At 42.3% G+C, this 25,652-nt stretch carries 27 protein-coding genes, 2 tRNA genes and 2 pseudogenes; 7 read left to right on the top strand and 24 right to left on the bottom strand.

Translation table 11 applies throughout. The annotated features are described in order from the left end of the window. Window positions 1–132: 132 nt before the first annotated feature. The 16 genes and pseudogenes from ACYQ5K_RS05805 to ACYQ5K_RS05730 form a co-directional block, all read right to left on the bottom strand. Complete coding sequence (locus ACYQ5K_RS05805) at window positions 133–627, bottom strand: IS200/IS605 family accessory protein TnpB-related protein (protein ID WP_459777340.1); 495 nt, start codon at window positions 625–627, stop codon at window positions 133–135. 24 nt (window positions 628–651) lie between these two features. Beyond that, window positions 652–1,458: a hypothetical protein gene (locus tag ACYQ5K_RS05800; RefSeq protein WP_243259185.1), complete on the bottom strand. Its 807-nt coding sequence runs from the start codon at window positions 1,456–1,458 to the stop codon at window positions 652–654. Window positions 1,459–1,466: 8 nt separating this feature from the next. Then, window positions 1,467–1,712 (bottom strand): annotated as a pseudogene (locus ACYQ5K_RS05795) (transposase). 273 nt (window positions 1,713–1,985) lie between these two features. Beyond that, window positions 1,986–2,108 (bottom strand): hypothetical protein, encoded by a 123-nt coding sequence (locus tag ACYQ5K_RS05790; RefSeq protein ID WP_274597638.1) that lies wholly within the window; start codon window positions 2,106–2,108, stop codon window positions 1,986–1,988. Between the two features lie 52 nt (window positions 2,109–2,160). Next, window positions 2,161–2,598 (bottom strand): annotated as a pseudogene (locus ACYQ5K_RS05785) (response regulator); the annotation flags it as partial. Further along, window positions 2,599–3,030, bottom strand: a complete 432-nt coding sequence (locus tag ACYQ5K_RS05780) for a flavodoxin family protein (RefSeq protein ID WP_173687719.1) — start codon at window positions 3,028–3,030, stop codon at window positions 2,599–2,601. Further along, a complete protein-coding gene (locus tag ACYQ5K_RS05775; protein ID WP_173687718.1) occupies window positions 3,027–3,524 on the bottom strand; it encodes a YaiI/YqxD family protein in 498 nt (165 codons plus the stop codon). Before ACYQ5K_RS05775 ends, ACYQ5K_RS05780 begins: the two co-directional genes overlap by 4 nt. 128 nt (window positions 3,525–3,652) lie before the next feature. Next, window positions 3,653–3,940, bottom strand: a complete 288-nt coding sequence (locus ACYQ5K_RS05770; protein WP_243259184.1) for a hypothetical protein — start codon at window positions 3,938–3,940, stop codon at window positions 3,653–3,655. A 90-nt stretch (window positions 3,941–4,030) separates the two neighbouring features. Then, window positions 4,031–4,909, bottom strand: coding sequence for a GIY-YIG nuclease family protein (locus tag ACYQ5K_RS05765; RefSeq protein ID WP_459777339.1), 879 nt, complete (start codon window positions 4,907–4,909; stop codon window positions 4,031–4,033). Window positions 4,910–4,944: 35 nt separating this feature from the next. Next, window positions 4,945–5,295, bottom strand: coding sequence for a hypothetical protein (locus ACYQ5K_RS05760; protein ID WP_243259183.1), 351 nt, complete (start codon window positions 5,293–5,295; stop codon window positions 4,945–4,947). 10 nt (window positions 5,296–5,305) lie between these two features. Continuing rightward, the gene (locus ACYQ5K_RS05755) at window positions 5,306–5,581 is read right to left on the bottom strand and encodes a hypothetical protein (RefSeq protein ID WP_243259181.1); all 276 of its coding nucleotides are present in this window, start codon (window positions 5,579–5,581) and stop codon (window positions 5,306–5,308) included. Window positions 5,582–5,635: 54 nt separating this feature from the next. Continuing rightward, window positions 5,636–5,815, bottom strand: a complete 180-nt coding sequence (locus ACYQ5K_RS05750) for a helicase-related protein (RefSeq protein ID WP_243259179.1) — start codon at window positions 5,813–5,815, stop codon at window positions 5,636–5,638. A 71-nt stretch (window positions 5,816–5,886) separates the two neighbouring features. Continuing rightward, entirely contained in the window at window positions 5,887–6,612 is a 726-nt protein-coding gene (locus ACYQ5K_RS05745) for a hypothetical protein (RefSeq protein ID WP_459777338.1), read from the bottom strand. Between the two features lie 13 nt (window positions 6,613–6,625). Further along, window positions 6,626–8,089 carry a hypothetical protein gene (locus ACYQ5K_RS05740; RefSeq protein ID WP_459777337.1) on the bottom strand — a complete coding sequence of 488 codons (1,464 nt, stop codon included), beginning with the start codon at window positions 8,087–8,089 and terminating at the stop codon, window positions 6,626–6,628. Window positions 8,090–8,094: 5 nt separating this feature from the next. Beyond that, window positions 8,095–9,186: a hypothetical protein gene (locus ACYQ5K_RS05735; RefSeq protein ID WP_195230897.1), complete on the bottom strand. Its 1,092-nt coding sequence runs from the start codon at window positions 9,184–9,186 to the stop codon at window positions 8,095–8,097. Between the two features lie 21 nt (window positions 9,187–9,207). Further along, entirely contained in the window at window positions 9,208–9,687 is a 480-nt protein-coding gene (locus ACYQ5K_RS05730) for a hypothetical protein (RefSeq protein WP_173687712.1), read from the bottom strand. A gap of 409 nt (window positions 9,688–10,096) precedes the next feature. Here ACYQ5K_RS05730 and ACYQ5K_RS05725 point away from each other — a divergent pair, with 409 nt between their 5' ends. Genes ACYQ5K_RS05725 through ACYQ5K_RS05705 form a run of 5 tightly spaced genes read left to right on the top strand, consistent with a single transcriptional unit; the run spans window position 10,097 to window position 15,306 of the window. Next, window positions 10,097–10,636, top strand: a complete 540-nt coding sequence (locus tag ACYQ5K_RS05725) for a helix-turn-helix domain-containing protein (protein ID WP_173687711.1) — start codon at window positions 10,097–10,099, stop codon at window positions 10,634–10,636. A gap of 21 nt (window positions 10,637–10,657) precedes the next feature. Beyond that, the gene (locus tag ACYQ5K_RS05720) at window positions 10,658–11,731 is read left to right on the top strand and encodes an ABC transporter ATP-binding protein (protein WP_117556198.1); all 1,074 of its coding nucleotides are present in this window, start codon (window positions 10,658–10,660) and stop codon (window positions 11,729–11,731) included. Continuing rightward, on the top strand, window positions 11,721–12,539 hold the full coding sequence (locus ACYQ5K_RS05715) for an ABC transporter permease (RefSeq protein WP_173687710.1): 819 nt from the start codon (window positions 11,721–11,723) through the stop codon (window positions 12,537–12,539). The genes ACYQ5K_RS05720 and ACYQ5K_RS05715 overlap by 11 nt, the downstream gene beginning before the upstream one ends. After that, window positions 12,539–14,422: an extracellular solute-binding protein gene (locus ACYQ5K_RS05710; protein WP_173687709.1), complete on the top strand. Its 1,884-nt coding sequence runs from the start codon at window positions 12,539–12,541 to the stop codon at window positions 14,420–14,422. Before ACYQ5K_RS05715 ends, ACYQ5K_RS05710 begins: the two co-directional genes overlap by 1 nt. Next, window positions 14,422–15,306, top strand: a complete 885-nt coding sequence (locus ACYQ5K_RS05705; RefSeq protein ID WP_173687708.1) for an RluA family pseudouridine synthase — start codon at window positions 14,422–14,424, stop codon at window positions 15,304–15,306. Before ACYQ5K_RS05710 ends, ACYQ5K_RS05705 begins: the two co-directional genes overlap by 1 nt. Window positions 15,307–15,553: 247 nt before the next feature. On the opposite strand, the gene ACYQ5K_RS05700 is transcribed toward ACYQ5K_RS05705, so the two are convergent. The 7 genes from ACYQ5K_RS05700 to pap all read right to left on the bottom strand — a co-directional run bounded on the left by ACYQ5K_RS05700 (window position 15,554) and on the right by pap (window position 24,315). Continuing rightward, on the bottom strand, window positions 15,554–17,227 hold the full coding sequence (locus tag ACYQ5K_RS05700; RefSeq protein ID WP_459777336.1) for a uridine kinase family protein: 1,674 nt from the start codon (window positions 17,225–17,227) through the stop codon (window positions 15,554–15,556). Window positions 17,228–17,298: 71 nt separating this feature from the next. Then, window positions 17,299–18,096: a Nif3-like dinuclear metal center hexameric protein gene (locus ACYQ5K_RS05695; protein WP_173687799.1), complete on the bottom strand. Its 798-nt coding sequence runs from the start codon at window positions 18,094–18,096 to the stop codon at window positions 17,299–17,301. A 10-nt stretch (window positions 18,097–18,106) separates the two neighbouring features. Then, window positions 18,107–18,823, bottom strand: coding sequence for a tRNA (adenine(22)-N(1))-methyltransferase (locus tag ACYQ5K_RS05690; protein WP_178025672.1), 717 nt, complete (start codon window positions 18,821–18,823; stop codon window positions 18,107–18,109). 4 nt (window positions 18,824–18,827) lie between these two features. Next, window positions 18,828–19,943 carry an RNA polymerase sigma factor RpoD gene (rpoD, locus tag ACYQ5K_RS05685; protein WP_173687705.1) on the bottom strand — a complete coding sequence of 372 codons (1,116 nt, stop codon included), beginning with the start codon at window positions 19,941–19,943 and terminating at the stop codon, window positions 18,828–18,830. A gap of 39 nt (window positions 19,944–19,982) precedes the next feature. Continuing rightward, on the bottom strand, window positions 19,983–21,758 hold the full coding sequence (gene dnaG, locus ACYQ5K_RS05680) for a DNA primase (RefSeq protein ID WP_117823091.1): 1,776 nt from the start codon (window positions 21,756–21,758) through the stop codon (window positions 19,983–19,985). Window positions 21,759–21,842: 84 nt separating this feature from the next. Then, window positions 21,843–22,847 carry a deoxyguanosinetriphosphate triphosphohydrolase gene (locus tag ACYQ5K_RS05675; protein WP_178025673.1) on the bottom strand — a complete coding sequence of 335 codons (1,005 nt, stop codon included), beginning with the start codon at window positions 22,845–22,847 and terminating at the stop codon, window positions 21,843–21,845. 4 nt (window positions 22,848–22,851) lie between these two features. Next, window positions 22,852–24,315, bottom strand: coding sequence for a polyphosphate:AMP phosphotransferase (gene pap / locus ACYQ5K_RS05670; RefSeq protein ID WP_178025674.1), 1,464 nt, complete (start codon window positions 24,313–24,315; stop codon window positions 22,852–22,854). Window positions 24,316–24,591: 276 nt separating this feature from the next. Between pap and ACYQ5K_RS05665 the strand changes: the two genes are divergently transcribed. Next, window positions 24,592–24,676 (top strand) — tRNA-Leu (locus ACYQ5K_RS05665). Window positions 24,677–24,715: 39 nt separating this feature from the next. Next, window positions 24,716–24,800 (top strand) — tRNA-Leu (locus ACYQ5K_RS05660). Between the two features lie 109 nt (window positions 24,801–24,909). Here ACYQ5K_RS05660 and ACYQ5K_RS05655 read toward each other — a convergent pair. Continuing rightward, window positions 24,910–25,650 carry a HipA N-terminal domain-containing protein gene (locus ACYQ5K_RS05655; protein WP_195230895.1) on the bottom strand — a complete coding sequence of 247 codons (741 nt, stop codon included), beginning with the start codon at window positions 25,648–25,650 and terminating at the stop codon, window positions 24,910–24,912. Window positions 25,651–25,652: the final 2 nt, after the last annotated feature.

The raw sequence follows: 25,652 nt of genomic DNA, 5'->3' as shown, positions 1-25,652 counted from the left end.
CCGTTTTAAACGGCAAGACTAAATATCGGCGGATACGCCAGTAACTTAGAATTCGTGCGGATACGCACTTTTTCCACACCGGATACGGCTGGTTTCCACATTACAGGTAGTCCGCTGTATATCTGCCTGTGTTTATCCTGCTTTTAAGTTGTTTACTTCTGCATAAAGCTTTCTTAAGTCTGCATAAACACATGAGGTTCTACGCTTCACTACAGGGACTTTTGCCTCCAGTGAAGACCTTTCCGTTTCCGGCAAAGGTTTTAAAAATTCCCTTATAAAATATCTTGCTCCGATATTATAACTTGCTGACAGGTCGCAGTTATACTGTTTTCCTGTTCGAAAGGTACATAGGCTATAGTTCTCCGGATTTCTTACTACCGCTCCGCTTCCGTCACAGGCCAGCCTGCTGGTATGCCGGGCACTGACTCTGGACACACGAATCCTGTTCCGGTGGACCTGATGTTCACACTGCTTCTGAATATCCCGCTTTCTCCATAAGTGGAGCTTTTGTTTCTTTTTTCCGGATATTTTCCCCTGCATTTCCAGATACTCAAACACAATTACATCTGCCTGATATTCTACGGCATACTTCGTGATCTCCGCAGCTATTTTGTGGGACAGTTCCATATTCAGCCTTTTTGCATAATCCCATCAGCTTTGGACCTGTCTGGAGGAATGCTCTCTCTGAAAACGGCGGATTCTGCCAAGCACATGATACAAATGGTCTTTATCACTGGGGAAATTTATAAATTTCCGTCCCAGGATAGTGCCATCTGCACACATGATGCTGCAGACCGCATCCGTATTGATCCCTAAATCAACGCTGCATATCACCTGCTCTTTTACAGTTGTTTTCGATAAGCTTACTTCTTCTGTGTAAGAAAACCGAAGGAAATATTTATGATGTTTCCTTTCCAAAGTTGGGGCGGATGCCTTTTTCCCACTCCATTTTTTTCGCAGATATTCCATATCGGTATGAAGTAATTTTACATGAAACCATCTCCACTCACGCCCATCAAATAGCTTTAACCAGGCTACATCTTCTCCCGGTTCTGCTTCCTTATACATGACATCCCGATAGAATACCGGCATCACATGATTCTCACAGACCAGCTTCGGCTTCCCCTTAAGTTCTCCCTTTTTCCACAGACTAAGACGTGTCCGATAGGAGGAAACTGCTCCAAGTGCATATTGAATCGCTGCTCTTCTCAGATAAGATGGCATCTTAGGAAAATCACGGTCAAACGGAAATCTGGCATGATTCTTTTTTGTCTCATGTACCAGATGTTCCGCTTCATTAAAGCGTTTTTGTGGATTCCTGATTTCTGAAAGTTCTTCCCAGGTCTCTTCATACACCGAAATCAGATAGGAAACTGCCTTCCGAAAAATATCCAGCGTAGGACGGAGCGGTATATTCTTTTTTTTAATTTCTACTCCATAACTGGATACAATCTGCATAAAGTCTCCTACTTTCTTTTTTCCTTCTCTTTTTGTCCCTCAATATATGCCATTACCTGATCCCGGCTTCGATCACTTACGGTAACTGCACAATAGGCTGGAATTCACAAATTTTAACATTCTGCGTCTATTCCATTTTTCAGAACCTGTTTTCGATATTTCGTGCACCAGACAAGATGGTACTGTAAAGAATAAACATATCCTCTACCATATGAAAGTGTATTTCCCTCAATAGTAAATATATCTTTTTCCATGTTTTAATTGTACCATATGCTTCCGTATATAGCAAACACCAGTTCTGTATTTTGATAGAAAAATTTGACACACCTAACTCATCACTAAAGTAACAAGAATGCGGTGTGACTTTTTTTATATCTCTGTTAAATTCCGCATCATCTACAATAAGTATCGTTTGTCTTTTATCCACTTTTTATTTCCTTTAACCATATGGATTTTACGAAGTTCCCTGGTTGTCATATAACCATCCATCTTTGCTAATAATCATTATTGTAACGTACATTTGCTCTCTAATCCAGCAGATTTTCGTGTAAGGTACTGATCAACTCCTCTATAACTATCGGTTTGGACAAGAACCCATCCATCAGTACCAGATCATAATTACCAGGAATCGAATTCTTAACTTTCTCCACTGCCTCTGCTCCATTTTCTCATTACGAATCTCCCATTTGAAATTATTTTCCACTAGTTCAACAATTCATGAATTACCTTTACCAGTAAATTCCCATCAACAGGCTTAGAAATATGCTCATCCATTCCTGCTTCTTTTGCCTTTAATCTGTCCTCTGTGAATGCATTTGCTGTCATTGCAATGATCGGTATTGTCTTAGCATCCTCTCTGTTCATAGAACGGATCCTCTTTGTAGCATTATAACCATTCATGACCGGCATCATGATATCCATCAGAATCACATCAAATTCACCGGGGCTGCTTTTTTCAAATATTTCAACAGCCTCAAGTCCATTCCATGCCTTGGTCACTTCAGCGTCTTCATTCTGAAACATAAATTCTGCAATTTCCATGTTCAGCTCATTATCTTCCGCCAGAAGAATGTGCAGCCCCTTTATAGTTTTTTCTGATAAATCTTTCTGTTCTTTAGATTTATCCACATCCAGATCTACTTATAATCCTTTTACAAACTCAACTGCATTTTTTAGATCTTCCTCATCCGGATGCCCTTTTGCAATACCACCTAGCAGTTTAAATGGACCAAATGTGTCATAACCCTTGCATCCGAATTTTCCTGTCACTTTAGAACGCTTCTTGTCCAAAATCTGCTCTATGGATTTATAATTCGCACTTCCACCATAAGTACAGATCAGAAATACCTTTTTATCGTCCGGTAGATTCTTCTCTGCAAATCCCAATATCGACTGATGAAATTTTGAAAAATAGATTCCTGATGCAAATCCAATCATATCATAACTGCTCAGATCTGCATCTGGCTGTTTTACAGCATCAATCAAATCCACCTGACATTCTTCTGCGATCCTCTTTACTAATTTTTCTGTATTTCCATGATGCACAGATGCGTATACGATTGCTTTTCTCATTTGTTTTCCTTTCTGCCTGTCTCCATTGTTTTAGTATTCTTTTGAAATTTCTCCTGTACCATCATGAGCATTTTTTCAAAAGACTGCGCAAACCTTACATCATCTTCTTCTGTTCGTTTTTTCGGTCCCTTGATATGATTCTTATGGGAACTTCTTCTGGCTTTTTTATTCAAATGACGTTCCATGAGCATCTGATCAATATTGTCATTCGTGTACCATTTACCTGATTGATGAATAGCATAAGCACCTTTTCCCAATGCCATTGCAGCCACACCATAGTCCTGTGATACGACAATATCTCCTTTATGGCAGATACTGATCAGTTTATAATCTACTGCATCTGCTCCTGCCCCGACAACAATAACTTCACTATAAGCTGATGACAGCACATGATTCGTATCACACAACAACGTTACCGGAACACCATTTTCTTTTGCAATCTTTTCAATGATCGCAACCACTGGGCAGGCATCTGCATCAACAAATATTTGCATCTTTCTATTCCTCCTCTGAACCATTATAAGAATAAGCTCTGCTGCTCGTATTCTGCCTCTCGCTTTAGCTGAACCGGTTCCTGATGCAGAATCTGTTCCATTTTCCTGTCATCGAACCAATCTTCCAATCAATATTTACTTGTAAACTCTTCATAGAAAATATCTTCTTCCTCAGCTGTTGTATCCTTATCAATAAATTCCTGTAGATCTCTTTTCATGTTATCAAATACTTCCTGACTATGACTTTTATCACAAAAAGCTGTATGCATCATACTTCCATATACACCACACGTAATTGCATCATATCTTTCACATCTTTCCAAGGTTATCCTGCACAATTCTTTATATTCCTCATCTGCAATAATCGTGCCGCCCTCACTGCCAATAGAATTCGGTTTATATATGTCTTTCCACATATCAATCTTGCTCCTATACTCCCAATATTTCATTCGTATACTTAAACAAAGTCACATTCAATTCTCATCCGATTCGCAATAACATTAGTTTCATTTTGTTTCATCGCTTTCAATATCTTTAAGTGTAATACCGTCTGCATTTTTCCAGCTTGTCAATCCGTTAGCACTCTTACCTACCACAAACATTGCTGCACCAGATGGACTTGAAAACAAAACATCCTCCTGTAGAATACTCTCTACAATATTAGCTTTACTTCTCTTTTCTTTAATACCTGCTGAGATTGTCTCATCATCCTCTGGAGCAATATGACTTCCATTTAGCACTACAAAACCTTCAGATGTACGAATACCATCAGCTTCTATCTTTCCTATTCCCTTCACTGTTCTTTCCAAGTGCAGCTTTATTTCGTCTTTTTCAATCTCGTTACCATCATTTTCTTCTATAACTGCTGGTTTATTGACAGGTTCCAATACTTTATATCCTAAAACACTTATCAAAATTCTCACATTATCAATAAATTCTTCCATAACTGCTATTTGTGATTCCTTCATCACCGTATTTCGATAAGTGTTTTTTGTAAGCACCAAATACCGTTTACACTGTCTTGCAATGTCTACAAATCGATTTTCAAGATAACGAATCAATGCCTTGTTCAGATCTCTCCCTATAAAAATCACTGCCGTGGTCCAATAATATTTCTCTTTTTCAGCTTGATAGTCTCGCAAATGTTGCAACAAACGTTCTTTTACATTTTCTGCTTCTCCGATATATACCGAATCTGTTCCATCATCTTCTTTGCAAAAGAGGAAATATACTCCTGCTTGAGTAATATCCTCTCTATAGCACGAAGACAATTCAATTCTTGGTATCTTAATTGCTTTTCCATTCCAATTTGACAACTCCGCTATAGTCAAGCTATCCGCTGTTCCATTGACCAAAAACAGCTCTATAGACTTTCCATACGCCATTGCTATTCCTCCCTGTTCTATCCTTGTTTTAACCCCTACTCAGCGTACTTGTCAATCCAATTTTCGCCATCATATTCATCAATCTGTTTTACTAATTTCGTAAGATAATCTTGTAACCTGCTATCTTCTTCACTTGCATACCATACATTTGCCCGTCCAAATCCATAAGCCCAACCATTTGATTTTCTTGGAACTTCCCATTGAACCTTTCTTGATCTGATCCCTGCAGGAAGTAAGACACAATCAGATGAGTTTGCAATTGCATTGTAATACTGTATATCTTCCGGAGCAAACACTGCCTCTTGATAATGTCTGAAAACTGTAGCATGTTTATACCATCCCACAACCGTCGTAAACTTATGCGCCGGATGCTTTGCACAGTACACAACAAGCACATCATCTACAGATTCTTCTTTTTTTTAATAGTTCACAACCTGCAATATTCTCAATCCGCATTTGATTGACATCTTTACCATTATGTGATTTTGTCTCGAAGAATCCCAGACAATATAACCCTTCCCTGCCTTCCATATTCACCGGTGTGAAATTATATTTTTCATGTGCGTCTCCTGTCTCATCAACAAAACTTCCACCATTTAACGGAATATCCTTTCCATCTTCATTTCCTCGATATTCCTTCATCCACGCTATGTTACAAAAAAGTATTCTCATCACATCAACCTTCTTTTCCCTTTGAAAATGGACTCAAGTCGATAAACAGTTTCTTCAATCCACTTGTGTCCTTGAACTCCTTGAATAAATACTCCAGAAGTTCTTCCTGCCTTCTCTTTGTTCCAAATCCATGGGATTACTTGGAAGATTCCAGTACATAATCACACGGCAATAATTATGAAAATCCAGACCCTCCTGACCAATAGACGTTGTGGCAAGTACAAACGGACGCATTGGTGAATTAAAGCACTTCTGATATTTTCTTTACGCATGACTACCTTGGAATTATCGCCTGCATATCTCATTTAATTTGGAATAATGTGGTATTTCATATGTCTGGCTTTAAACCAGCAGTATTCATCTGTAATTTCATTCACTTCGAGTTCCTCATCTACAAAATACACATATCCATCGAATAATAATAGCGTAGAACATGACCAATATGGATTCCAGTATTCTGGATTTCTGCTGTCCGTACAATACTCCAAGTCATCCCAAAACCAAATTTCAACTTGACATCCCCATATCCCGGTGAACCTCAGATACAGTTCTCCACCATCTAATATTTTTTGTTCTTCAATACATGCATCATGAAAATTTCCGGTTGCCCAATCAAAGTCTTCAATATCTTTTTTCGTTTTAATCTCACGATACTCTTCATATGTATAAGATTCTTCAATTTTTATACATTGCTGCATAATATCATCAGGAACAACTCCTTCTGAAATAATTTTGTCTGCTAGTTCTCTTGGAAGAAATTCTACACCGCCCGTGCCATCTTGTTCGTTTATAATCCACCCACTCTCATCAGAATCTATAACCAGTACTCGTTTTATTAAATATTCCGTATCAGGCTGTATGTTAAACCATTTTATCAATTTCGTTTTTTCTTCATTGAATACTATATAATATGGGGTATGAATTCTTTCAAGATAACGCTGATAATCATCTTCTGACTTTACATCACTATAATAGCCGAATACCGATGAAATATAATATTTTCCATTGCCTTGTCTTATTATTGCTTGCATATTACGCCCTCTTTTAATCCATAAAAAACGATGCTATTTTTTCTTTGTTATCTAATATCTCGTCTACTGGTACTCCACATGATTTTGCCAAATCAATAGAACCTTCAAAGGCTACACGAACGTCTGGTGCAAATGCCCTGTTTAATAATTCCATGAACAGCTTCGTATCCTTACCAATGTCATCTACAAATTTCTGATACTGATCCTGTAATGAAACATCCAGCTGACGTACTGCTTCTGCATATTCTTCAAATATCTTCTGTTCTCTGGCTGACAGATTATCTTTTGCGATCTGATACATCATGGTTCCTACAGTATTGCCAATCACTGCGCCAAGTACAGGAAACGGAATCAATACTTGGCCTGCAAATGAAGAAAGTGCACTAACTGAAGCATCTAAACATAACATTTCTGAATTCTCAATAAATCTCTGTTCATCTACATTTCCCTGCTTTAATTGATATGCCTGTTCCGCAATACCAAATGTTGCTGTTACCATTGCGCTTGCTACAGCTACCGGAGTTGCAGTAAAATTTGTCAATGTATAAATAGATGCTCCTCGTATACCACCTTTCAAGGTTCCCTTTCCTGTAGTAGCTGCAATCTCTTTCCAATCATTCTCATCAAAAACATTGAATTTCTTACCAGACTTTCTTTTTTCAGCTATTTCCAGACACAATGCCATAGCACCCTCCATTGCGGCTGCAGCTGCTGTTGCTTTCACTCCCTCAGATAACGTAGGTTTACTTTTATTATATGCCTGTTCTTTTCTTTCCTGATTTCGTTTTCTTAAACTACCCTTTTCTTTTGAAAAAGTCTGTTCGTATGTGCCTTTCTGGACTTCAGAATATTTTAATTTGGACGGTTCTACTTTATCTAATGGAATATCGCCATTTTTAAAAAATTCATGTACTTCTCTCCACTGTTTCAAAGAAAAATCGCCTGTTGAAGTCGGCATTTTATTTGCTTCTTTTTCTGAAATCGAAAGCAGCCGCTTGATTTTCTCGTAATGGTCTTCCGGAATCTGATATACTCCTCCATTATCAAGGAAATTAGGATAAGCATTTAAATGCATACGAATTGCCTGTAGTGATAAATGTCCGCCTCCGTTTACAAATTTCTGCTGGATCAGCGTTGCTCCCCTTCTCAAATCTTCAGGTCCATTATCATTAATCCATTCATATATTGGTGCTTTTCCTTCTATCTGTTCTCTGGCATTTCCAATACCACATTCTGCAACTTCAGCAATAAATCCGTGCATTCCATATTGGCCGCCTCGTCCTTTTCCATTATTCACGATATCTCTGCTAATAGTTTTAAGTGTTTCACTAATGGTAGAGATCGCATCGTTCAGATTTGATTCTTCTTTCTGCAATGTCTTCATCAATCTGTCTAATCGCACCTGATTCAGGTAATTAATCCATGAAGCAACAGCTTGTTCTTGCCCACTTTTAATCATCTTTTTAGCTTCTATCATTTACTTTATTCCTCCACAGTTTCACCAAGCGTTGCTGCTAAAGATTTTGCATTGTTCACAAGTGTTCCCAATAATATTTGCCCTTCATCTGCTATTTCCATAAAGTTCTTTCCATAGTAAGTCATACATTTTCCGTACTGATCATTCAACATACTTCTTAATTTTTCCGTCTTATCTAATAATGACTGCATTTTGACATTAACTTCACTAACTGATTCAACATTGTGTAATACTGCCTCAATCTCTTCTTTTTTTTCTTTACCAAGTTTGATTTTTTTATTTGCAAACAGAGCAATTGATGCTAATAATGTAGCTCCTCCAATTGTCCAGCCTACTGGACCAGCCATTGCCAAAAATGCGGTTCCTGATGCCATTCCACCTCCCCCGGCGGCGGCTGCACCACCTCCAAGCCATGCTAAAGCTGCATTAGTAGCGGCTGCACCTGACAGTGTTGATATAGCAGTTCCTGTAGAAGCTGTACCAAATGTTGTTGCTACCCACATAGCTGCACTCGGAGCCAAACTGGCTACAGCCATACCTCCGGCTACTCCTGCACCTACACCTGCCATGGATTTCTTGGCTGCATCAAGTTCTTGTGTTGCATAATCACATACATCTTTGAATTCTTTTTTATAAAGATGGATCTCCTTAAAATCTGCATCAAAATTCTTTGGATGATTTGCAATACTGTTTATTACATTTTCAACATTTTCCAGTAAATCCACAGATCGTTCCCGCTGTCTAAGAATCGTTGAGCCGTTATTCTCAAACTCTGCATATGCCGCATTATACCTGTTTACTGCATCATGAAGTTGGTCATCAAGACTTCCCTGCTTTTCTTTGTTATCGTCTTGTGTGCCCTGTTTTTTATGTTCAGTCACTACATTTTTTATCGTATCAGCACTTGTTTTTGCTCCATTTGTAATCTTTTCAGCTCCATCCTTTACTCCGTTTGATACGAACACAAGACCCTCTTTCGTTCCCTTAGAAATCTTATCAAGCACCTCACTGCCTTTTGCCTGTTTTTCTACCTCTGCAATAGTACCACTAATAAAATCTCCTACGTTTTTCAATTTATCTTTAAACGGTTTTCCCATAACAATTATCCTTCTTTCTTGTCAAAATAATGTTGGATCTGCTCCATACCATGTCTGTACGTCGTTTTCTGTTGTAATACTTTCAATCCATGCAATGCCAAATACATATGTTGTCGTCTTAGTTTCTTTCATAACCAAATATAAAACACCGTCTTCCATATACTCATTATCGTAATCATATATATCTGAAACGCAGATACCATCAGCATAATATCCTGATTCGCCTTCCATACCTATTGACAATTTAGTATTATCTTTGTAAAACGATTTCAATTCTAATCGCTCTCCTGATTCTATTCCATCCTTTTTAGATGAAACATGTCCCTTTATTTTACAAGAGATTGTATGTATTTTTCCATCCGGAATAAAATCAATTTTAATGGCATATCTTCCATTAACGTCAGGACATAATTTTTCTGACACTCCAATATTCTTTTCCGCATATTCAACTTTGTTGTCATCTACATATATTTCAATATCTCCTAATGGTGTGGTTAGCATTAATCCACCTCCAATCTGCTATTATTATAACATTCAATCCTTTTTTACGCACTAAAAAAGGATGTAGGAATCCACTTCCCACACCCTCATTAGTATCCTATCATTTTCGCCTCCAAACATATGGAATCGACAAATCAAAACTTTCCGGTAATCAGCTAAAGTCCTTCGAATTTTCTTTCGATCCGGAGGATTTTTTCATGCAATTTTTCAAAAGTGGTTCAAAGGTGATCCAAACAAAAATCAGTCAATTCTTACTCGTTTTCTATTTTTCAAAAAAAACTCTATTTCCCTTATAAAACGGTTGCTTTTTCTCTAAACTATAGTATAATAAATCTTGTCGTGTGTATAGAAATACTAAACTTTAGGTTTATTTTTATTTTTACAAACAATTTACAGAAAGGAGCTATTTATGAACATCGGACAGAAAGTAAGGGAGCTCCGTATTGCGAAAAATCTTACCCAGGAAGAACTTGCAGACCGGAGTGAGCTTTCGAAGGGATTCATTTCCCAGCTGGAACGGGATCTTACTTCTCCTTCTATCGCCACACTGGTTGATATTCTGCAGTGTCTCGGCACCAATCTGAATGAATTTTTCAGCGATGACGAGGAAGAACAGGTTGTCTTCGGTGATGAGGATTATTTTGAAAAAAAGGATACTGATCTGAAGAATACGATCGAATGGATCATTCCGAATGCCCAGCGCAATATGATGGAACCGATCCGTCTTACCCTGGCTCCGGGCGGTGCAACCTACCCGGATCTTCCACACGAAGGTGAGGAATTCGGATACGTGCTTCAGGGTTCCGTCAAAATCCACGTAGGCAATAAGGTCTACAAAGCTAAAAAGGGAGAATCCTTTTATTTTACTCCCCGCGCAAAGCATTATATAGAAGCATCGTCTTCTTCCGGGGCACGCCTGATCTGGGTCAGCACTCCCCCAAGTTTTTAAGTACACAGGAGGATTACACATATGCCAAACAAACTGATTGACATTGTTGGTGTTTCCAAATCATATGGAGACAATCTGGTTCTGGACGACCTGAACCTTTATATCAGAGAAAATGAATTTCTCACACTTTTAGGACCTAGCGGCTGCGGAAAAACAACGCTTCTGCGTATTCTCGGCGGATTCGAAAATCCGGACTCCGGAAAAGTAATTTTCGACGGAAAGGACATTACATCCCTTGCACCGAATAAACGGCAGCTCAACACTGTTTTCCAGAAATATGCGCTTTTCACCCATATGACCATTGCTGAAAATATTGCTTTTGGTCTGAAGATCAAAGGAAAATCAAAATCTTACATCGATGATAAGATTCATTATGCATTAAAACTGGTTAATCTGGAAGGTTACCAGAACCGTTATCCGGATTCTTTAAGTGGTGGTCAGCAGCAGCGTATTGCCATCGCCCGCGCCATTGTAAATGAACCAAAAGTTCTTCTTCTGGATGAACCTCTCGGTGCCCTGGATTTAAAACTCCGCCAGGATATGCAGTATGAGCTGATCCGCCTGAAAAATGAGCTTGGGATCACATTTATCTACGTTACCCACGATCAGGAAGAAGCCCTCACCATGTCTGACACGATTGTTGTCATGAATCAGGGATACATCCAGCAGATCGGTACACCGGAAGATATCTACAACGAGCCGGAAAATGCTTTCGTAGCCGACTTCATTGGCGATAGCAACATTTTCAATGCCATTATGGTACGCGATAAGCTGGTAAATATTGTCGGTGCCGAATTCCCGTGTGTGGATACCGGATTCGGAACCAACAAACCGGTCGATGCGGTCATCCGTCCGGAGGACATCGATCTTGTAAAACCAGAAGAAGGCACATTAAAGGGTGTCGTTACCCATCTGATTTTCAAAGGAGTCCACTATGAAATGGAAGTCCTTGCCAACAACTATGAATGGCTGGTACACAGCACCGATATGTTCCCGGTTGGCACTGAGGTTGGAATCCATGTTGACCCGTTTGATATTCAGATCATGAAAAAACCGGAATCTGAAGATGAGGAGGCTGTAGGAATTGAAGAATAGCAAACGACTCCTGGCAGGTCCGTACCTCTTCTGGGCAGTTTCTTTCATTATTATTCCTCTGATCATGATCTTCTATTATGGTCTGACAGATAATGATGGGAAATTCACCTGGATGAACCTTGCCAAAATCACCACACCGGAGAACCTAAAGGCTCTGGGACTTGCGCTTCTGCTTGCGTTCGTCAGCACAGTGATCTGTCTGGTTCTCGCCTATCCTCTGGCAATGATCCTTGCCGGAAGAAATGTAAACCAGTCCAGCTTCGTGGTTCTCATCTTCATCCTTCCAATGTGGATGAACTTCCTTTTAAGAACCCTTGCATGGCAGAATCTTCTGGAGAAAAACGGTGTCATCAACTCCGTTCTCCACTTTTTCGGGCTGCCATCCTGGAACGTGATCAACACACCGACAGCCATCATCCTCGGCATGGTCTACAACTTCCTGCCGTTCATGGTGCTGCCGATTTACAATGTACTTGTAAAGATTGACAAAGATGTTATTTCCGCAGCCAGAGATCTCGGTGCCGGAAATATCCAGACATTTACCAAGATCATCCTTCCACTTAGTGTTCCAGGCATCATCAGTGGAATCACCATGGTATTTGTCCCTGCACTTACAACCTTCGTTATTTCCAACCTTCTTGGCGGAAGCAAGATCCTTCTGATTGGAAATGTCATCGAGCAGGAATTCCAGCAGGGAAGCAACTGGCATGTAGGAAGTGGACTTTCACTTGTCCTGATGATCTTCATCATTGCAAGTATGGCTCTGATCGCCAAATATGATAAAGACGGGGAGGGCACAGCATTCTAATGAAAAAGAAATTACAGAATTTATATTTACTGCTGATCGTGATCTTCCTCTATGCTCCGATCATGACACTGATGGTTCTGTCCTTTAACAGTTCCAGAACCCGTGCCAAATGGGGCGGATTTACCGGAAAATGGTATGTATCCCTTTTCCAGGATGAAGCGATCATGAGCACCTTATACAACACCCTGATCATCGCCCTGCTTTCAGCGCTGATCGCAACAGTGATCGGAACACTGGCATCCATTGGAATCCAGAGCATGAACCGCAAGTTCCGCACCTTTATGCTGGGTGTCACCAACATCCCGATGCTGAATGCAGACATCGTAACCGGTGTATCCATGATGCTGCTTTTCATTGCATTCCGTATGACGATGGGATTTACAACGATTTTGATCGCACATATTACCTTCAATATCCCGTATGTCATCCTAAGTGTCATGCCAAAACTAAAGCAGACCAACCGGCGGACCTATGAAGCTGCACTGGATCTGGGTGCTTCCCCGATCTACGCTTTTTTCAAAGTCGTATTTCCGGATATCCTTCCAGGAATTCTTTCCGGTTTCCTGCTTGCATTTACCATGTCACTGGATGATTTTGTTATCACTCACTTTACCAAAGGACCGGGAATTGATACCCTGTCCACCAAGATTTACAGTGAAGTACGAAAAGGAATCCGTCCGGAGATTTACGCACTTTCAACACTCATGTTCGTAACGGTGCTCTTCCTTCTCTTCCTGGTTAATTTAAAACCGGAAAAAGAAGTTCACGAAAAAAACGGCACGATCCGCAAGCCATCCCGTGCACGCCACACGATGCGCCTCGTCGTAACACGTGTCGTACCGGCACTGCTCGTGATCGTCATTACAGCCGGCGGATTTTTCTACAATTCAAAGACAAAGATTTCCGGCTCCGAAAAGGTAATTGTCTACAACTGGGGCGAATATCTGGATCCGGATGTCCTGGATATCTTTGAAGAAGAAACCGGTATCCAGGTAGTCTATGAAGAATACGAAACCAATGAGATCATGTACCCGAAAGTGCAGTCCGGCGCTATTTCCTACGATGTGGTCTGCCCTTCTGACTATATGATCCAGCGTATGATCGAGAACGATCTTCTCGACGAGATCAACTGGGATAATGTTCCGAATATCAAAAATATCGGACAGACCTATATGGATCAGTCCAAGGCATTTGACCCGGAAAATAAATACTCTGTTCCTTATTGCTGGGGAACTGTCGGGATCCTTTACAACAAAACCATGGTAGACGAACCAATTGATTCCTGGTCTGTTCTCTGGGATCCAAAGTACAAGGACAGCATCCTGATGCAGGACAGCGTCCGCGATGCATTCGGTGTTACCTTAAAATATCTTGGATATTCCCTGAACTCAACCGACCTGGACGAGCTGAACGAAGCGAAAAATCTTCTGATCAAACAGAAACCTCTGGTTCAGGCATACGTCGTTGACCAGGTGCGTGACAAGATGATCGGAAACGAAGCAGCCATCGGTGTTATTTACTCCGGTGAAGCCATTTACACACAGAAAGAAAATCCAAACCTGGAATACGTGATTCCGAAAGAAGGATCCAATATCTGGATCGACTCCTGGGTAATTCCGAAGAATGCAGAGCATAAGGAAAATGCAGAAAAGTTCATCAACTTCCTCTGCCGTCCGGACATCGCACTGAAGAACTTTGAGTACATCACCTACTCGACTCCAAATGAAGCAGCGCGGGAACTGATCGAAGACGAGTCCATCCGCAACAGCAAGATTGCATTCCCGGATGCAAGCGAGCTCTCCGGATGTGAGACCTTCAAATTCCTTGGAGATAAAAACGATGCTGTCTACAATGAATTATGGCGGGAAGTGAAATCAAAGTAATGTGGGAAAGAATTCTGAATTATACAATAACCGAACAGAAAACTTCCAATATCCATGAGTTTTTAAAAGCTCATGGATATTCTTCTTCTCTGATCCGGGCAATCAAAGAAGATCCTGAAGGAATCCATTTAAACGGGGAGCCGGTACTGGCGCGCACGCTTCTTTCTCCGGGTGACCGGCTTGCCATCCGGATTACCGAAACAAAATTCTCCGAAAATATTGTTCCGTCAGATCTGCCTCTTTCAATCGTATATGAAGATCCGGATCTGCTGGTCATCAATAAACCTGCCGGAATGCCAATTCACCCTTCCCAGGGAAATTATGACAACACACTTGCCAATGCCTGTGCATGGTATTTCAAAGAGAAAGACGAGCCTTTTGTGTACCGCTGCATTAACCGGCTTGACCGGGACACCACCGGTCTTCTGATCATTGCCCGGCATCTTTACAGTGCCTCTCTCCTCTCTGCTATGATGGCACGTCGGGAAATCCACCGGGAATATCTGGCACTTGCCACAGGAATCGTCCCGGAAGACGGAACCATCACTGCTCCAATTGCCAGAAAAGAGGGTTCTACCATCGAGCGCATGGTCGATTTTAAACATGGTGAATACGCCTGTACCCATTACCGCAGGCTTTCCATCACAAATACAGATCCGGTCTACTCTCTGGTTGCCTTAAAGTTGGATACCGGACGCACTCATCAGATCCGGGTGCATATGAATTACATCGGTCATCCGCTTCCGGGAGATTTTCTCTATAATCCGGATTACAGCCATATCAGCCGTCAGGCACTGCACTCACATCATCTGCGTTTCCGGCACCCAATCACAGGAGAAGAAATGCATTTCACAGCACCTGTGCCTGAAGATATGTTACTCTGATAAATACAGGTAAGTGAGCCGCATACCCCGGCACATAATGCTCTTTTTATGGAAGGATTTTCCATGTGTATTTTCTGACCATACCCAAAAGAGCTCCTGAGAGAACAAAGTTATTCATTCTCCCAGGAGCTCTTCTTCTATTTATTTCTTATTTCTGACGACGGATCACACTAAAAAACAGCGGAACGGATTCAAACTGCCTCTATAATCTATATCGCTCTCTTACCATGTGACCAGCTTCAACATTCTACAAATCAAAACATCCGCCTCCAATAAATTCCCTCAAAATCGAATTCTGCGGAACATACTCACTTCCGATTCCCACAAAATAATCCAGGAATTTGAGCAGTCTCTTTGCCTCCTGATATTCAGCGCAGTCCTTCTCAATTCCGAACAGGATCGGTTCTGCATAAGCTTTCAGAACAGCCAGCTCATAAAGAAGAGCTGAATTAAACATCACATCCGCGTCTTCCTGATACGGGAAAATATTGTTCTCTTCCCCTCTTCGCACCGACTGCCACATAGCGATCGTCTGCTTTGCCGAAGTACCTCTGGTTCTTGCATCGCGCACCATCCGGCGGATCAGACGTCCATCTGTTGATGCGATCCGGTTATGCTCATCGATATTCAACTGGGTCAGTGCACTGATATAGATCTTGAATTTATTTTCTTTTGGCAGATCATGGGTCAGCGCATCATTCAGACAGTGAATGCCTTCGATCACCAGAATATCCTGCTCTCCGAGCTGCATATAATGTCCGTTATATTCCCGTTTTCCGGTCTTGAAATTAAACGTCGGAAGTTCAATCCGCTCGCCTGCAAGCAGCTTTTTCAGATCATGGTTAAAAAGTTCCACATCCAGCGCTTCCAGGCATTCATAATTCGGCTTTCCTTCTGCGTCCAGCGGTGTATCCACACGGTTCTTAAAGTAATCATCCACTGAAATCGGATGCGGGACCAGACCACTTACCCGGAGTTGGATGGAAAGCCGTCTGGAAAATGTAGTCTTTCCTGACGAAGAAGGACCGGCGATCAAGACAAACTTCTTCTGCGGATTTCCTGCAATCTGCTCTGCGATCTGCGCAATCTTCTTCTCCTGCATTGCCTCCTGTACCAGAAGCAGTTCCTTTGGATTGGCGTTGCCGCCTGTCACATAATCATTCAGTGCCCCTACCGTTTCAATTCCAAGCATATCACCGCCACGCGTAGACTCCTTCAGCACATGGAACAGCTTATTCTGAGGCTGAAATGGAGGTATCTTTTCCGGTTCAGCTGCCTCCGGCATCTGTACTACAAATCCCTCATCATATAAATATAGTTTAAAATATTTCAGATAGCCGGTTGACGGAACCATATAGCCGTAATAGTAGTCCTCAAATTCATTGATACTGTAAATATTGACTGTAGACACTCTGCGATACCGGAACAAACGCTCTTTATCCTTCATACCGTACTTACGGAACATTTCAATCGCTTCATCGGTATGGACCGATCTCTTTCGGATGGAAAGATCCTTATCTGCCATTTCATGCATCCGTTCTTCAATCCTTGCAAGCAGTTCCTGATCCAGCTTCAGATCTCCTTTTATTGTACAATAATACCCTTTATCTACAGAAAAATGTATTCTCACCTGTTCTATCTTATCGTGTCCGAGTGTATCATATACTGCCTTCACCAGCAGAAAACTTACACCACGGCGATAGGTAAGATTTCCGATCGTCTCGCCTGTCGTCACAAAATGGAGTGCACAGTCCTTTTTCAGCTTCTTTCCAAGCTCCTGAAGCTTTCCATTTACATATACAAGAACAATATCATGTGGGTATCTTTCCTGATATTCCCCGGCAATCTGCAGATATGTGGTCCCTGCCGGAAAACTTTTCTCTTCCCCGTCAATCTGTACTTTGTACATCTGCTGTTCCATATTTACCGCCTTCTTTCTGCCTTACGGCACTTTGACAAATCTGTCTGTTTTTCTCCCCGCTCCCAAACACCTTACGTCAAAACCCAGAATGGCTGCCGGATCTTTGCTGTCCGGATCTCTGCCTCTGGAAATTTCTCCCGGCAAAAATGTTCCATATCTGCAATAAAGATATGCTCCACGCCATAGTGTCCGGCATCAATTACTGCCATTTTTTGCGCAACCGCATCAATCCCCTCATGGTGATCAATATCACCTGTCACCAGTACATCCACACCTTTTTCCAAAGATACGGAAATTGCGCTCTTCCCGGAGCCCGGAAAAACACCAAGGCGATGTACCTGCATATCCGGCTCTCCAAAAATCTTCACATTCGGAAGATCAAATGCTTTTTTTACCATTTCCGCACAGGATTTTAAATCCATCGGCTGTGCCAGATCAGCAACTCTTCCGATTCCAACCGGAACTTCGCCGGATTCTGAATGCATGCTTCCCGTCACTTCCAGGACCTCCGGTTCACTCAGTTCAAGTACCTCCCCCGCAAGCTCTGCCATTCCCATCACATCATAATTGGTATGCATCGCATAGTAAGAAATGTCATCCCGAATCAGCTTCAGTACTCTTCTGCCAATAAAATCCTCGTCATTGATCTTTTTCATTGCCTTAAAGATCATCGGATGATGTGTGATCAGCATATCTGCGCCCCAGTCTGCTGCTTCTTCGATCACTTCATCCGTCGCATCCAGTGCAAGATAGATCCTCTTTACTTCTTTATCGCTTCTTCCGACCTGCAGTCCTACATTATCCCACTCCATCGCATAGTGCTTTGGATAACGTGCTTCTATTTCTTTTATAATCTCTCTGCAAATCATCATTTTCCTCCTAAAAATACCGGTCAAGCAGGTCTTCTGCTCTCTTTATCATATGCAGAACCTCTGCACTTCTCTCCTTCGTGCGTTCGCTCTCCTGCACCCGAAGCTTTTCATACACACCCTGATTCACAGACAGTTCCTTTTTCAGATATGCTCCCATCACCGGGTGAGCCTTCTCTAATAAATATTTCCCATATTCAAGCTCTTCTTCTGTTGCCGGAACACCTTCCGCATAAAGACCTTTCTGTTCTGCCGGGATCACCTTCATCATTGGATAGTATTTTCCATCCTCTTCCACCATGTCCTCTGCAACGATACGAAATCTATATTCCTCCAGATAACGGCGGACTTTTGCAAGCTCTGACTGCGGCTGCAGGATCAGTTCCTTTAAGCTTCTGGTTTTTGCCAGATCCTCATTCAGAATGTGTATGACAAGACCGCCGCCCATTCCGGCGGCGATCATTGTGTCAGCTTCTTTCATTTTCAAATTCACCAGGCCATCGGAAAGACGGGTAACGATCTTCCCATCCAGTCCATGTTCAAGGATATGTGCATCCGCTCTCTCTAATGGTCCTTTGTTAATATCCATGGCAATCGCGGATGGAACCAGCCCGTTCTGTGTCAGATAGATTGGGATGTAAGCGTGGTCTGTTCCCACATCCACAAGACACATTCCCGGTGTGACAAGATTCGCCACTGCCTGTAATCTTTTTGATAATTCAGCCATCTTCTTAATCCAAATAATCTCTTAATTTTCTGCTGCGGCTCGGATGACGAAGCTTGCGGAGTGCTTTTGCTTCGATCTGACGGATACGCTCACGGGTGACATCGAACTCTTTTCCGACCTCTTCCAGTGTACGTGCTCTTCCGTCACTCATACCAAAACGCAGGCGGAGAACTTTCTGCTCTCTCTCTGTCAGTGTACTTAATACTTCATCCAGCTGTTCTTTCAGGAGTGTCTGCGCTGCTGCTTCTGCCGGAACAGGTACATTGTCATCCTGGATAAAGTCGCCCAGATGGCTGTCCTCTTCCTCACCGATCGGAGTCTCAAGAGAAACCGGTTCCTGGGAAATCTTCAGGATTTCACGCACACGGTCTACCGGCATGTCCAGCTCTGCCGCGATCTCTTCCGGCGTAGGTTCACGTCCAAGCTCCTGCAGTAACTGTCTGGATACACGGATCAGTTTGTTGATCGTCTCTACCATATGAACCGGTATACGGATGGTTCTCGCCTGGTCAGCAATCGCACGTGTGATCGCCTGACGGATCCACCATGTTGCATAGGTACTGAACTTAAATCCCTTCTGATAATCAAACTTCTCTACCGCCTTGATAAGTCCAAGGTTTCCTTCCTGTATAAGATCCAGAAACAGCATACCACGTCCCACGTAACGCTTTGCAATGCTGACTACCAGTCGCAGATTAGCTTCTGCAAGGCGCTTTTTCGCTTCTTCATCACCATCTGCCATTCTCTTTGCCAGCTCGATCTCTTCTTCTGCCGAAAGAAGCGGAACCTTACCGATCTCCTTCAGATACATACGGACCGGATCTTCGATGCTGATTCCGTCCGGAACAGACAGGTCGATCTTCTCCATATCCACTTCGTCTTCATCCGAAAGCATGATCTCCAGATCATCATCATCCACGCTGGAGTCATCATTCATCTGAAGCACATCGATCCCATTGGCCTCCAGGTACTCAAATACCTTGTCCATCTGTGTCGGTTCCAGCTCCATATCCCGGAATACATCATTGATTTCCTGGATTTCAAGAATGTTCTTCTTTTTCTTCGCAAGAGCAACCAGATTTTTTAATTTTTCCTGAAACTTTACTACGTTCTCTTCCATGTAGTGTCCTTCCTCTCATCGCTTGTTTATATTCTATCCCTAATTAATGGAAATATGCAGTTTATGAAGGTCCTGCACTGCCTTCTTCGCATTCATAAGCCTTTGCAGCCCCTGAATGTCTGTCGGATCCAGATTCCGGGTTGCAGTCTCGATACTGTACTCCTTTACCCGGAGAATCGTCTCCTTGATCGCTTTTTCCTGCTCTCCCGCAGTCGTCAGCTCTTTGATTCTCGTATTGAAAAGTGCTGCCACCGCGCGGTGTTCCTCTTCCTCTGTAAAATAATTCATAATCTGCGCAGGATTCAGTTCTCCTTTTGCATGCTGTTCATACAGAAGTTCAGCAACTTTCCGGTACAGCTCCACCGTAAAATCCTCCGGCGTAACATAACGGCTTACCTGATCAAACAACTCTTCCCTGTCGATCAGCCAGGTAAGCAGAATCTTCTGTGACCGGATATGACCATCCTCTTTTGGCGTTTCCTGGCGGATCGTCTGTCTCGGCTTTGTGGCCGGAGCTGCCATTCCGCTCTGGACTGCTACCTTGACAACCAGCTTCTTAAGTTCTTCGTAGCCGACATGATAAGTCTTTGCCACCGCTTCTATGTAATTATCACGTTCAATTTCTTCTTCAAAACGTGCCAGCCTTCTAGCCGCCTCTCTGAGGAATTCCGTCTTTCCTTCCGGTGCATTCAGGTCATAACTTTTTTCCAGCATCTCAAGACCGAACATAAAGCTGTTCCTTGCTTTCCTGATCCGCTCTTCAAATGCCTCAGCTCCAAGATTCTTGATGAATTCATCCGGATCCTTGTACGGTTCCATCCGGATCACGCGGGTCGTCACACCGGCCTCCCGAAGGATCGGAGCTGCCCGGAGTGCCGCTTTAGTTCCGGCTTCATCACTGTCATAGGTCAGATAGACTTCATTCACATACCGTTTGATCAATGCTGCATGTCCTGCTGTAAGTGCAGTTCCAAGTGATGCAACTGCATTGGTAAATCCCGCCTGATGGAGCGAAATTACATCCATATAGCCTTCACATACAATAAAATACGGCTTTCTCGATGTTCTCGCCCGGTGAAGTCCGTACAGATTCCGGCTCTTATCAAAAATCAGAGTCTCCGGTGAGTTCAGGTACTTTGGCTTCCCGTCGCCCATCACACGCCCGCCAAATCCGATCACACGATTATTCACATCCATAATCGGAAACATGACACGGTTCCAGAATTTGTCGTAAACTCCGTGCTTTTCATCGACATTGACCAGACCTGCTTTGATGATCATCTCTTCACTATAGCCCTTCATCTTCAGGTACCGAAACAGATCATCACTGTATTTGCTGGAATATCCAAGTCCAAATGCAGTGATCGTCTCCTGGCTTAACTGACGGTTCTGCAGGTATTCTCTTGCCTGCCTTCCGCCCTCCGTCTTCAGCTGCGCATAATAATACTTGGCCGCCAGCTTGTTCATCTCAAGCAGCGCACTTCTCGTATCTGCTCTTTCTTTCGCTTCTTTTGAATATTCCTCTTGCGGAAGCTCCACACCGGCACGCTGTGCCAGAAACTTGAGTGCTTCTACAAAAGAATAATTCTCATACTCCATAATGAAGGTAAATACATTTCCTCCCGCTCCGCAGCCAAAGCAGTAATACATCTGCTTATCCCTGCTCACAGAAAATGAAGGAGATTTCTCACTGTGAAACGGACAAAGTCCGAAATACGAACTTCCCTGCTTCTTCAGCTTCACGTATCCGGAAATCACATCTACGATATCATTTTTTGATCTTACTTCTTCTATAATCTCATCTGAATAATACATTATGTCCTACACCTTCCTGGCAGGGTTCGCGCATCTTGCGCAACCCCTACATAATATATATTCGACAAAACTTTTTTATTTCCTTTAAAATTTCCAAGATTGTGGAATAAAAATTTCTTCAAACTTTTTTACGGCAAAATTATCCGTCATCCCTGCTATGTAATCACACACCGCGATCTCCGGCATTTCCCCTTTCTGCAGCTGTTTCAGATACTGCTCCGGTATCTTTTCCAGGTGCGTTTCATAATAAGAATACAGATCTTCAATCATTCGGATTGCTTTGTCCTCTTCGCCCTTTGCAAGTGGATTCTCATAAACATGGGTAAACATATATGCCCGCAGCTCCATCAGTGCTTCACGGACTTCCTCTGACATGCAGATCTTCGGTTTGTCCATGCTGTTTACGATCACATCATGGGTAAGTGTGTTCAGACGCTCTCTTTTACTGTTGCCCAGAACTTTTCGCAGCTCTTTTGGCAGTTCCTCTTCATTCATGATCCCCGCCCTTACTGCGTCATCAATATCATGGTTCACATAAGCAATCTTATCAGACAGTCTGACGATCTGCCCTTCCAGTGTCGCAGGCATTCCCGCACTTTTGTGGTTGCGGATTCCATCGATCACTTCCCAGGTCAGGTTCAGTCCCTCCCCCTGTTTCTCCAGCACCTCTACTACACGGACACTTTGTTCATTGTGTTTAAATCCACACGGACACACATTGTTCAGAGCTCTCTCTCCTGCATGTCCAAACGGAGTATGCCCGAGATCATGCCCCAGTGCAATTGCCTCCACCAGATCTTCGTTCAGCCTGAGTGCCTTTCCGATCGTCCGGGCGTTCTGCGATACTTCCAGCGTATGCGTTAGCCGTGTCCTGTAATGGTCTCCGATTGGGAGGAGAAACACCTGCGTCTTCTGCTTCATGCGCCGGAATGCCTTACTGTGCAGGATCCGGTCTCTGTCCCTCTGAAAAACCGGTCGGATATCACACTGTGGCTCATTTCTCTTTCTCCCCCGGGAAGCCATGCTTAATGTGGCACAGGGACTTAGATATTCCTTTTCTCTTTCTTCCATCTGTTCCCTGATCGTCATTTTTTTATTTCCTCTCTTCTTTCAGACGTTTCTCGATTGCTTCTGTCACGCATTCCAGAACTTTAATACGCGCATAATATTTATCATTTCCTTCCACTACGATCCACGGTGCATGTGGCATAGAAGTCTTTTCCAGCATTTCTTCTACCGCCACCTCATACTGATCCCATTTTTCCCGGTTTCTCCAGTCTTCATCGGTAATCTTCCACTGTTTTTTCGGATTTTCCTGTCTGGCCTCAAACCTTCTCGCCTGCTCATCCTTGTCAATCTGCATCCAGAATTTCAGCACGATTGCTCCTGCATTTACCAGATCCTGCTCCATGGCGTTGATCTCCCCATAAGCTCTCCTCCATTCTTTTTCGGTGCAAAATCCTTCAATCCTCTCTACCATCACTCTTCCATACCAGGTTCTGTCAAATATCGCAATATGACCGGCTTTCGGCATTGCACGCCAGAAACGCCACAGATAATGATGTGCTTTCTCTGTATCACTCGGTGACGCTGTCGGATTCACCACATATCCTCTCGGATCCATATGTGATGTCAGGCGTTTGATCGCACCACCTTTTCCTCCGGCATCCCATCCCTCAAAGCCAAGGACAACCGGGATTCTCCTGCGATAAAGCTCTCCATGCAGATGTTCCATCTTTTTCTGAAGCTCTTTTAAGCGTTCCTCATAAACCTCTTTTGGCATGGATTTGGAAAGATCCGCTTTTGCCAGAATGGATTCTGCTGTTTTCCTTTTCACTTCCGTTTTCTTTTCCAGACTGCCTTTTTCTTCCAGTTCCTTTCTTGCGACTGCCTCTTCCATTGCCTGGATCACCGCCTGATAAACAGCCACTTTAGCTTCTTTCTTCTTTGTAGCATCGATCACTGTCCACGGTGCGTAATCTGCATCCGTTTTCCGCAGCATCTCTTCATTGATTGCTTTATACTCTTTAAAATCATGATTCCGCTTCAGATCGCCTTTGCTTACCCGCCATGCAGTATCCTTGGAAGCAAGCAGTTTCTCAAAGCGCTTTTTCTGTTCTTTCCGGTCAATCTTTAAAAACAGTTTGATGATCACCATTCCATCATCCGTCAGCTGTTTCTCAAATGCACGGATCGATTCAAAATCCTTTTCCAGCTCTTTTTCCGGTGTTTTTCCTTCAAAACGTTCAATCATAACTCTCCGGTACCAGCTGGTATCAAAAATCGCAATTCTTCCCTTTTCCGGGATCTTCGTCCAGAAACGCCACATAAACGGACGCATCCTTTCCTCTTCCGTTTCATTTTTTACCGCATATACTTTAAAGCCTCTTGGATCGAGTGCCTGGATCAGATTACCAATCTGAAGTCCTTTTCCTGCTGCTCCATAACCCTCAAATGCGATCATCACCGGGATTTTTTTCTCCCTGCACACTCTTTGCAGTTCTCCAAGCTGCTCTCCCAGTTCTTTTATATCCTTCATTTTTACATTTTTCTCCATAAAATGCCTCCATTTCACCATTTTCTGCTCTTATTATCCCCAAATCCATTGATAAAACACGCAATTAACGCATACAATTATATATTATATTACTATATTTTCTCATAATAAGAAAGTGAATTCGTGAAATTATTGAATTATTTATCTTTTCGATATTTTTCGTAATATATTGCGAATTAAAATTTCTTTTAAATTTTTGTTGACTTTGTGTTTGGAATATAGTATTATAGCTTTTGTCAGCGGCGAGCAGTTAAAATAAAGCTCACTGAGTGATATGCGGAAGTGTCGGAACTGGCAGACGAGCAAGACTAAGGATCTTGTAGGCATTGCGCCTGTGTGGGTTCAAGTCCCATCTTCCGCATTCGGATTTATCTAAGTCCGGTAATTAAATAATGTTTGTGCGGAAGTGTCGGAACTGGCAGACGAGCAAGACTAAGGATCTTGTAAGCATTGCGCTTGTGTGGGTTCAAGTCCCATCTTCCGCATTACAAAAAGAAACCTCTGATTTTATCAGAGGTTTTCTTTTTATAGTAAAGAAGCCTCACTCATTATTGAATGAAGCCTCTGCTTTTTTATTTTCCTATAATCCACTATTTAAATAAGAATCGAACTAATCACTTTATTACTTGCTGTAAATTGTCTATCATATCGCTGCGTTGCGAAAAGCACAGCCTCATCATCATTTTTATCTGTTGTAACAATAAAGCTTTCCGGAATTTCAATTCCTAAATTCTTTGCCGTCAAAAGACATAGTTGCTCATTTGCAACAATCTTTTTTAATCGAACATGACTTTGTTTTACAATATGTGTACTCGGCGCTTCTCCTATTGGTAAATACCATTTTTTATCTAAGTCGTTATAGTACAATCCAACTTTTCCAGATGCACCAGTTAAAGACAGATGTGATTTTGTGACCAGTTCTGCGGATTCTGATGCTCCTTCACTGGCAAGTGAATAAACTTCCTCTTTAGACAGTTCACGATAATCTGGATCAATTACCTGATCTAACTTTTCTATAACTTTGATTGCTCCGAGACATTCTCTACCAAGACCTGCTAAAATGGATAAATAATCATTTTCATCCATGTGCATCCATTTGGCTACACATTTTCTTGTAAATCCTTCTGGAAGTAAGCCTTCAAAGAAATTTCGAGTACGTATTGTATCAAATGTCTTTTCCTCTAATGGTAGACCAATGGAAATAGCTCGATGCTCAGGATTGTTTAAATATGCTGAATCATATGAAAAACAGGCATCGTTTGAACTGTTTCCTACAATTTCTCCAACAAATTTATTTTCGCCTTTGATTTCAATATAAACTAATAATGTTCTCATCC

It is taken from the genome of Allocoprococcus similis (assembly GCF_054660775.1).
Note: the sequence above shows the minus strand (reverse complement) of the source record. Positions and strands in the feature narration are given on the sequence as shown.

What these genes read in the sequence shown, in the direction of transcription:
- pap (WP_178025674.1), bottom strand. Translation starts at nt 24,315, where the DNA reads ATGGAGAAAAATGTAAAAATGAAGGATATAAAAGAACTGGGAGAGCAG.
- ACYQ5K_RS05765 (WP_459777339.1), bottom strand. Translation starts at nt 4,909, where the DNA reads ATGGCGTATGGAAAGTCTATAGAGCTGTTTTTGGTCAATGGAACAGCG.
- ACYQ5K_RS05675 (WP_178025673.1), bottom strand. Translation starts at nt 22,847, where the DNA reads ATGACGATCAGGGAACAGATGGAAGAAAGAGAAAAGGAATATCTAAGT.
- ACYQ5K_RS05710 (WP_173687709.1), top strand. Translation starts at nt 12,539, where the DNA reads ATGAAAAAGAAATTACAGAATTTATATTTACTGCTGATCGTGATCTTC.
- ACYQ5K_RS05735 (WP_195230897.1), bottom strand. Translation starts at nt 9,186, where the DNA reads ATGGGAAAACCGTTTAAAGATAAATTGAAAAACGTAGGAGATTTTATT.
- ACYQ5K_RS05800 (WP_243259185.1), bottom strand. Translation starts at nt 1,458, where the DNA reads ATGCAGATTGTATCCAGTTATGGAGTAGAAATTAAAAAAAAGAATATA.
- rpoD (WP_173687705.1), bottom strand. Translation starts at nt 19,943, where the DNA reads ATGGAAGAGAACGTAGTAAAGTTTCAGGAAAAATTAAAAAATCTGGTT.
- ACYQ5K_RS05655 (WP_195230895.1), bottom strand. Translation starts at nt 25,650, where the DNA reads ATGAGAACATTATTAGTTTATATTGAAATCAAAGGCGAAAATAAATTT.
- ACYQ5K_RS05695 (WP_173687799.1), bottom strand. Translation starts at nt 18,096, where the DNA reads ATGATTTGCAGAGAGATTATAAAAGAAATAGAAGCACGTTATCCAAAG.
- ACYQ5K_RS05770 (WP_243259184.1), bottom strand. Translation starts at nt 3,940, where the DNA reads ATGTGGAAAGACATATATAAACCGAATTCTATTGGCAGTGAGGGCGGC.
- ACYQ5K_RS05745 (WP_459777338.1), bottom strand. Translation starts at nt 6,612, where the DNA reads ATGCAAGCAATAATAAGACAAGGCAATGGAAAATATTATATTTCATCG.
- ACYQ5K_RS05705 (WP_173687708.1), top strand. Translation starts at nt 14,422, where the DNA reads ATGTGGGAAAGAATTCTGAATTATACAATAACCGAACAGAAAACTTCC.
- dnaG (WP_117823091.1), bottom strand. Translation starts at nt 21,758, where the DNA reads ATGTATTATTCAGATGAGATTATAGAAGAAGTAAGATCAAAAAATGAT.
- ACYQ5K_RS05805 (WP_459777340.1), bottom strand. Translation starts at nt 627, where the DNA reads ATGGAACTGTCCCACAAAATAGCTGCGGAGATCACGAAGTATGCCGTA.
- ACYQ5K_RS05700 (WP_459777336.1), bottom strand. Translation starts at nt 17,227, where the DNA reads ATGGAACAGCAGATGTACAAAGTACAGATTGACGGGGAAGAGAAAAGT.
- ACYQ5K_RS05730 (WP_173687712.1), bottom strand. Translation starts at nt 9,687, where the DNA reads ATGCTAACCACACCATTAGGAGATATTGAAATATATGTAGATGACAAC.
- ACYQ5K_RS05775 (WP_173687718.1), bottom strand. Translation starts at nt 3,524, where the DNA reads ATGCAAATATTTGTTGATGCAGATGCCTGCCCAGTGGTTGCGATCATT.
- ACYQ5K_RS05750 (WP_243259179.1), bottom strand. Translation starts at nt 5,815, where the DNA reads ATGCGTCCGTTTGTACTTGCCACAACGTCTATTGGTCAGGAGGGTCTG.
- ACYQ5K_RS05720 (WP_117556198.1), top strand. Translation starts at nt 10,658, where the DNA reads ATGCCAAACAAACTGATTGACATTGTTGGTGTTTCCAAATCATATGGA.
- ACYQ5K_RS05725 (WP_173687711.1), top strand. Translation starts at nt 10,097, where the DNA reads ATGAACATCGGACAGAAAGTAAGGGAGCTCCGTATTGCGAAAAATCTT.
- ACYQ5K_RS05780 (WP_173687719.1), bottom strand. Translation starts at nt 3,030, where the DNA reads ATGAGAAAAGCAATCGTATACGCATCTGTGCATCATGGAAATACAGAA.
- ACYQ5K_RS05755 (WP_243259181.1), bottom strand. Translation starts at nt 5,581, where the DNA reads ATGAGAATACTTTTTTGTAACATAGCGTGGATGAAGGAATATCGAGGA.
- ACYQ5K_RS05690 (WP_178025672.1), bottom strand. Translation starts at nt 18,823, where the DNA reads ATGGCTGAATTATCAAAAAGATTACAGGCAGTGGCGAATCTTGTCACA.
- ACYQ5K_RS05740 (WP_459777337.1), bottom strand. Translation starts at nt 8,089, where the DNA reads ATGATAGAAGCTAAAAAGATGATTAAAAGTGGGCAAGAACAAGCTGTT.